The organism is Allopusillimonas ginsengisoli, assembly GCF_004153455.1.
GTDB classification, from domain to species: domain Bacteria; phylum Pseudomonadota; class Gammaproteobacteria; order Burkholderiales; family Burkholderiaceae_B; genus Allopusillimonas; species Allopusillimonas ginsengisoli.
Genome location: NZ_SDQE01000004.1, coordinates 227986 through 234212 on the forward strand (window position 1 = coordinate 227986; position 6227 = coordinate 234212).

A 6227-nucleotide genomic window follows, 5' to 3' on the forward strand; every position below is an offset into this window, starting at 1 on the left:
GCCACCCGCTAAAATCCTTTTCTTTACCGAGCCTGCCGGCTCAACGAGGTTTATATGAGTTCCCCAAAAGTCGGTTTTGTCAGCCTGGGATGCCCCAAGGCGCTGGTCGATTCCGAGCGCATCCTGACGCAACTGCGCACCGAAGGCTATGCCATCACGCCCGACTACGATAACGCCGACGTGGTGGTGGTCAATACCTGTGGCTTTATCGACAGCGCCAAGGCGGAATCCCTGGACGCCATCGGCGAAGCCATTGCCGAGAACGGCAAGGTCATCGTCACAGGCTGCATGGGGGTTGAAGAATCTCTGATCCGGGACGTGCATCCCGCCGTCCTGGCCGTCACAGGCCCTCAGCAATACGAACAGGTGGTGCGCGCGGTGCACGAAGCCGCGCCGCCCAATCTCCAGCATGATCCCTACATCGATCTGGTGCCTCCCCAAGGCATCAAGCTCACTCCGCGCCACTACGCTTACCTGAAAATCTCCGAAGGCTGCAACCATCGCTGCAGCTTCTGTATCATCCCCTCGATGCGTGGCAATCTCGTCAGCCGTCCTATCGGCGACGTCATGGGAGAGGCCGAACGCCTGGTCAAGGCGGGCGTCAAGGAACTGCTGGTCATCTCGCAAGACACCAGCGCCTACGGCGTTGATGTCAAGTTCCGCAGCGGCTTCTGGAACGGCCGCCCGATCAAGACGCACATGACCCAACTGTCCGCCGCGCTGGCTGGCTTTGGCGTCTGGACGCGTCTGCATTACGTCTATCCTTACCCCCATGTGGACGAGGTGATTCCCCTGATGGCAGACGGCAAGATACTGCCTTATCTGGACATCCCCTTCCAGCATGCCAGCCCACGCATTCTCAAGGCCATGAAGCGCCCTGCCTTCGAAGATCGTACGCTGGCGCGCATCAAGTCCTGGCGTCAGGCCTGTCCCGACCTGACACTGCGCTCCACCTTTATCGTGGGCTTTCCCGGCGAAACCGAAGAAGAGTTCCAGTACCTGCTGGATTGGATGACCGAGGCCCAACTGGATCGCGTGGGCTGTTTCCAGTATTCACCCGTCGAAGGCGCCCGCGCCAATGATTTGCCCGATCAGGTGCCCGATGAAGTCAAACAAGAACGTTGGGACCGTTTCATGGCGCATCAGCAGGCTATTTCCACCGCCAGGCTGGCGGCCAAGGTGGGGCGCGAAATCGACGTACTGATCGACGAAATAGACGAAGACGGGCCGGTTGGCCGCTCCAGCGCGGATGCGCCTGAAATCGATGGCAATGTCTTTGTCAGCACCGACCGGCGCCTGCAGCCTGGCGATATGGTCAAGGTGCGCGTCACCGATTCGGACGAATACGATTTGTACGGCGACGAGATCCAGGCCTGAACAGGCCTGGTTTAAACGGTGGCCCGCCGCAGGTAACGGCCGTCGCCCTGACGGGCAACGACGCCGGCCATTTCGAGCTCAAGCAATGCGCGGTTCAGGGCAGTGATGTCCAGCCCGGTACGCGCCGCCAGTGTGTCCACATGCACAGGGTCGTGACCCAATGCGGCCAGGACATCGGATTCATTCCCTTGGGGGATGTAGGCGGGTGCATCCTCACCGGCATCATCCGTGGTGCGGACCTCAGCGCGCTGCCTGTGGCTGCGGGGCGAGCGATCGCCGGTGAGGGCGGATTCTACAGCCGCGCCGGCGCCGACCGTGCCGCCATCAGCGTCGCCCTGTCGTCCGGCCCTGCTTTCTTTGCTGACGAGGCCCGGCAGGCGACCCTGGGGCGTGCCAAGCTCTTCGAGAATGTCCTGCCCGGATTCAACCAGCCGGGCGCCCTGGCGAATCAGGGCATGGCAGCCGCGCGATAGCGGCGAATGTATGGAGCCCGGAATCGCAAACACCTCGCGGCCCGCTTCGCTGGCCAGCCGGGCGGTGATCAGCGAGCCGCTTTGCCTGGCGGCTTCTACCACCAGCACGCCCCGTGACAGCCCCGCCACAACGCGATTGCGCCGGGGAAAATGATGCTTGAGCCCGCGCGTACCCATAGAAAACTCGGTGATCAGCACGCCGGATTCAGCAATCTGGTGGGCCAGCGCACGATTGCTGGCAGGAAAAACGATGTCAATGCCGGTTCCCAATACTGCGACCGTGCCACCGCCTTGCGGCCCTGCCTGCATGGCGCCTTCGTGCGCGGCAGCGTCTATGCCCTGCGCCAATCCGCTGATAATGCACCAGCCCTGGCTGGCCAGATGTCGGGAGAACGCCCTGGCATTGTCTGTGCCGGCCGGCGTGGCGCTGCGCGCGCCTACCACCGCCAGGCCAGGCCGCTTCAGCAGGCCGGGATCGCCATTGGCATAAAAGAGCAGCGGAGGATCATGGGTTTCGAGCAGGGCCGGAGGATAGGCCGCGTCGGCAAGCGTAAGCAGATGATGGCGCGGGCTGTCCAGCCATGCCAGGGCAGCGTCAATGGCCTGTACGACTTGGTCTTCAGGTTCGCGCTTGAGCTGCGCCGCCATTTGCGAAGGCACGAGGCGTGCCAGGGCGGCGCCCGACGTCGCATAGATATCGTGAGGAAGGCCAATGGCGGCCAACAGGTTGCGCGCGGCGGACAGGGACAGCCCAGGCTCCATCGACAGGCGCAGCCAGGCGCGCAGCTCTTGTTCGGGTAGGGAAACAGGCATGCGCTAGTGTGACATGAAATCAGGAACCAATAACGCCCGGCGAGGTCAAAATGTCAGCTTTGATTTATCATATAAGCCTGATTTAGATCGAATTATCGGATTTTCCCAATGGCTCTCCTTCCTATTCTCCAATATCCGGACGCGCGTCTGCACAAAGTCGCCAAGCCGGTACAGGTCGTTGACGATCGCATTCGTCAACTGGTTCGCGACATGGCAGAAACCATGTATGCGGCCCCGGGCGTAGGGCTGGCCGCCACGCAGGTCGATGTGCACGAGCGCGTTGTTGTCATCGACGTCTCCGAAGAAAGCAACGACCTGCTGGTACTCATCAACCCCGAGATCACCTGGAAAAGCGACGAAACCCAGGTGTACGAAGAAGGCTGCCTGTCCGTGCCTGGCGTCTACGACGAGGTCAAGCGCGCGGCCTGCATTCATGTCAAGGCCCTGAACGAACAGGGCGAAGCCTTCGAGTTCGACGCAGACGGCCTGCTGGCGGTGTGTGTACAGCACGAACTGGATCACCTGTTGGGCAAGGTGTTCGTCGAATATCTTTCCCAGCTCAAGCAGGGCCGCATCAAAACCCGCCTGCGCAAGCAGGAACGCGAGGCCCTGCGCGCCTGATCCAGCCTTTGCGCGCCCGGTCTTGCTATCATGGCTGATTCCAACGAATCAGCTTTTTTTATGCGCATCATCTTTGCTGGCACGCCCGATTTCGCCCGGCAGGCCCTGCAGGCCTTACTCGCCGCGGGACACGACGTCCCCTTGGTCTTGACGCAGCCAGACCGACCCTCCGGGCGTGGCCTCAAGCTCACGCCCAGTCCGGTCAAACAGGCCGCCCAGGCGGCAGGGATCCCTGTAAGCCAGCCGCGCAGCCTGCGGCTGGACGGCAAATACCCCGACGATGCCCAGGAAGCCAAAGCGGCGCTCGAACAGGCCGCTCCGGCATTGATGGTCGTGGCCGCCTACGGCCTGCTGCTGCCCCAATGGGTGCTCGACCTGCCTGCGCATGGCTGTTACAACATCCACGCGAGCCTGCTGCCGCGCTGGCGCGGCGCGGCGCCCATACAGCGCGCCATCGAGGCGGGCGATACCGAGACCGGCATCACCATCATGCAAATGGACATTGGCCTGGATACAGGCGACATGCTGCTGACCCGACGCGTGCCGATCAACGACCACCACACCGCCGCGCTGCTGCACGACGAGCTGGCCGAGGCAGGCGCTCAGGCCATTGTCGAGGCAATCCAGGCCCTGACAGACGGGACGCTGACAGCCACTCCTCAGCCAGACGATGGCATTACTTATGCCGCCAAGCTGAACAAGGCGGAATCCCCGCTGGACTTCTCCCAGCCTGCCCACGCACTGGCACGCCGGGTGCGGGCCTTTAACCCTGTTCCAGGCTCCACGCTGCATTTGCCTGGCCTGCCGGAACCCGTCAAGGCCTGGCAGGCCGTCGCCCTGCCTGATGCGGCGCCTGCGGGCGCGACGCCGGGCAGTGTGTTGAACGCGAGCCCGCAAGGGATAGACATTGCCACGGCCGAGGGCATTTTGCGCATTACGGAGCTGCAAAAGTCAGGAGGCAAGCGCCAGACGGTGGATGTGTTTGTGCGCGGCTGGAATCACTGAGCTGCACACCTGGATTCGCTCCGGCGGCGAGGGCCTCTTGGCGGCACGGCACCCGGCCGCAACGCACGCTGTGGATGCCCTCTGGGCAAGGGCGGCATAAAATGCAGTATCAGAATACAAAACATGATAAGGAAGCGACATGTCTGTGCCAGATAAAGTAAAAATCGTCGAGGTCGCCCCCCGCGATGGGCTGCAGAACGAAAAAGAGTTCATCGATACGGCCATCAAGATAGAACTGGTCGACAGGCTGAGCGAGGCGGGTTTTCCCAATATCGAAGCAGCCTCCTTTGTTTCGCCCAAATGGGTTCCGCAGATGGCGGACGGCGCGCAGGTCATGGCGGGCATCACCCGCCGTCCGGGTACGATTTATTCCGCGCTGACGCCCAATCTTCGCGGCTTTGAGGCGGCGCTGGCTGCCGGGGTGGATGAAGTTGTGATTTTCGGCGCGGCGAGCGAAGCCTTTTCGCAAAGAAACATCAACTGTTCGATTGCGGAATCGATCGCGCGCTTCGAACCGGTTGCCCAGGCGGCAAAAGAGGCTGGCCTGCGCCTGCGCGGCAGCATCAGCTGTTCGCTGGCCTGCCCCTATCAGGGCGAAACGCCGGTCGAATCAGTGGTCGATGTTGCGCGCCGCATGCTCGCGCTAGGCTGCGACGAGATCGATGTGGCCGACACCATCGGCACTGGCACCGCCAGGCGCGTGGGCGAGGTGATGCGCGCCGTCACGGAAATTGTTGATCCCCGCCGTGTTTCAGGCCACTTTCACGATACCTATGGCCAGTCGCTGGCGAACATTCTGGCAGCCATGGAAGTCGGCATCAGCATTTTTCACAGCTCGGTGTCGGGGCTGGGCGGCTGCCCTTACGCCAAGGGCGCCACAGGCAATGTGGCCACGGAAGACGTGCTTTACATGATGCACGGGTTGGGCATCGACACTGGCGTGGATCTGGATGCCGTGGTGGACATCGGGCAGTGGATCTCGGGTCATATGGGGCGCAAGGGCTCTAGCCGCGCCGGGAATGCGCTTGCCGCGCGCAAGGCCGCATAATGCCTGACCTCGGACTTCAGCAGCCCGATGCGGCCGAGCAGGCGCAACTGTTCCAGGACATCGGCCCGCTGCCGCTGCAGGGCAAGGCCTGGCCGACGTGGATCAAGATACTGGCGGTGGTTGTGCTGGTGTTGATCGGGCTGAAAATTGGCCAGGTGGCCGCCAGCCCTGTCGGGCGTAATCTGAGCCCGATGGTGAGCGGGAGCATCGTGCTGTGCTTTGCGGGGCTGATTGTGCTGGCGCGTTATATGCTGGTGTCGCAGACGCGTATTACTGAGCAGGGGATTGAACAATCGTGGCTGGGCAAGCGGGAGGTCGCGTGGCAAGATCTCCAGTATGCGAAGTTTGTTCCGCTGGTGGCGTCCAAGCGGCTGATTTGCTTTCCGCGTCGCGGGCGGCCGGTGATTTTTCAGGCGGGAACGCGAGAACTGCAGATTGCATTTGCCCGGATTGCGCTGGTTTATCGGCGACGACGCTGATTGCCGGGTGTGATGGTTCACCGATGTTGCTTTCGCGACTGGAAGGGCGCTTAAAACGGCAAGCCAGTCCGGTTGGCAATTGGGTGACTCAGCATTCCCAACGCTTGCGCGGCGGTGCTGCACAGGGCTGACCGGGCAGCTTGTGCAGGCGCCGCGTTTTGCCCTGGAGCGGGGAGACAAGGCCGCAACTGCTCGAGCACGACGCTTGTGCACAGTCCAGTGGACTGTGCACCGTGCGAGTTTTGCGGCCGCCCCGATCCGGGGCAAAACGCGGGGAGTCCCGCAGGGACGAGAGTGTCCGTAATTTTGTGTTCGGTCCTATGATTATCTTCAAGGAGATGAACCATGGCACAAGAACCAAAGAAGGAACCTAAAGGCATTCCCAAGGGTGCGTTACCGGCCAGCGCCCAG

General features: G+C 62.1%; 6 protein-coding genes. 5 read left to right on the plus strand and 1 reads right to left on the minus strand.

All coding sequences use genetic code 11. From position 1 onward, the window contains the following. Nucleotides 1-54: 54 nt before the first annotated feature. Nucleotides 55-1377 (plus strand): 30S ribosomal protein S12 methylthiotransferase RimO, encoded by a 1323-nt coding sequence (gene rimO / locus ERE07_RS11145; RefSeq protein WP_130008889.1) that lies wholly within the window; start codon nucleotides 55-57, stop codon nucleotides 1375-1377. A gap of 11 nt (nucleotides 1378-1388) precedes the next feature. Here rimO and dprA read toward each other — a convergent pair whose 3' ends face one another. Then, nucleotides 1389-2663: a DNA-processing protein DprA gene (gene dprA / locus ERE07_RS11150; RefSeq protein WP_130008890.1), complete on the minus strand. Its 1275-nt coding sequence runs from the start codon at nucleotides 2661-2663 to the stop codon at nucleotides 1389-1391. Between the two features lie 108 nt (nucleotides 2664-2771). On the opposite strand from dprA, the gene def reads away from it, so the two are divergent. The 4 genes from def to ERE07_RS11170 all read left to right on the plus strand — a co-directional run bounded on the left by def (nucleotide 2772) and on the right by ERE07_RS11170 (nucleotide 5816). Then, nucleotides 2772-3284 carry a peptide deformylase gene (def, locus tag ERE07_RS11155; protein ID WP_130008891.1) on the plus strand — a complete coding sequence of 171 codons (513 nt, stop codon included), beginning with the start codon at nucleotides 2772-2774 and terminating at the stop codon, nucleotides 3282-3284. 60 nt (nucleotides 3285-3344) lie between these two features. Further along, on the plus strand, nucleotides 3345-4289 hold the full coding sequence (gene fmt / locus ERE07_RS11160) for a methionyl-tRNA formyltransferase (RefSeq protein WP_130008919.1): 945 nt from the start codon (nucleotides 3345-3347) through the stop codon (nucleotides 4287-4289). A 139-nt stretch (nucleotides 4290-4428) separates the two neighbouring features. After that, complete coding sequence (locus tag ERE07_RS11165; protein WP_130008892.1) at nucleotides 4429-5337, plus strand: hydroxymethylglutaryl-CoA lyase; 909 nt, start codon at nucleotides 4429-4431, stop codon at nucleotides 5335-5337. Then, nucleotides 5337-5816 (plus strand): hypothetical protein, encoded by a 480-nt coding sequence (locus ERE07_RS11170; protein WP_130008893.1) that lies wholly within the window; start codon nucleotides 5337-5339, stop codon nucleotides 5814-5816. The genes ERE07_RS11165 and ERE07_RS11170 overlap by 1 nt, the downstream gene beginning before the upstream one ends. Nucleotides 5817-6227 lie beyond the last annotated feature (411 nt).

Excerpts from the sequence above, each read along its gene's own strand:
- rimO (WP_130008889.1), top strand. The coding sequence starts at position 55 with ATGAGTTCCCCAAAAGTCGGTTTTGTCAGCCTGGGATGCCCCAAGGCG.
- dprA (WP_130008890.1), bottom strand. The coding sequence starts at position 2,663 with ATGCCTGTTTCCCTACCCGAACAAGAGCTGCGCGCCTGGCTGCGCCTG.
- def (WP_130008891.1), top strand. The coding sequence starts at position 2,772 with ATGGCTCTCCTTCCTATTCTCCAATATCCGGACGCGCGTCTGCACAAA.
- fmt (WP_130008919.1), top strand. The coding sequence starts at position 3,345 with ATGCGCATCATCTTTGCTGGCACGCCCGATTTCGCCCGGCAGGCCCTG.
- ERE07_RS11165 (WP_130008892.1), top strand. The coding sequence starts at position 4,429 with ATGTCTGTGCCAGATAAAGTAAAAATCGTCGAGGTCGCCCCCCGCGAT.
- ERE07_RS11170 (WP_130008893.1), top strand. The coding sequence starts at position 5,337 with ATGCCTGACCTCGGACTTCAGCAGCCCGATGCGGCCGAGCAGGCGCAA.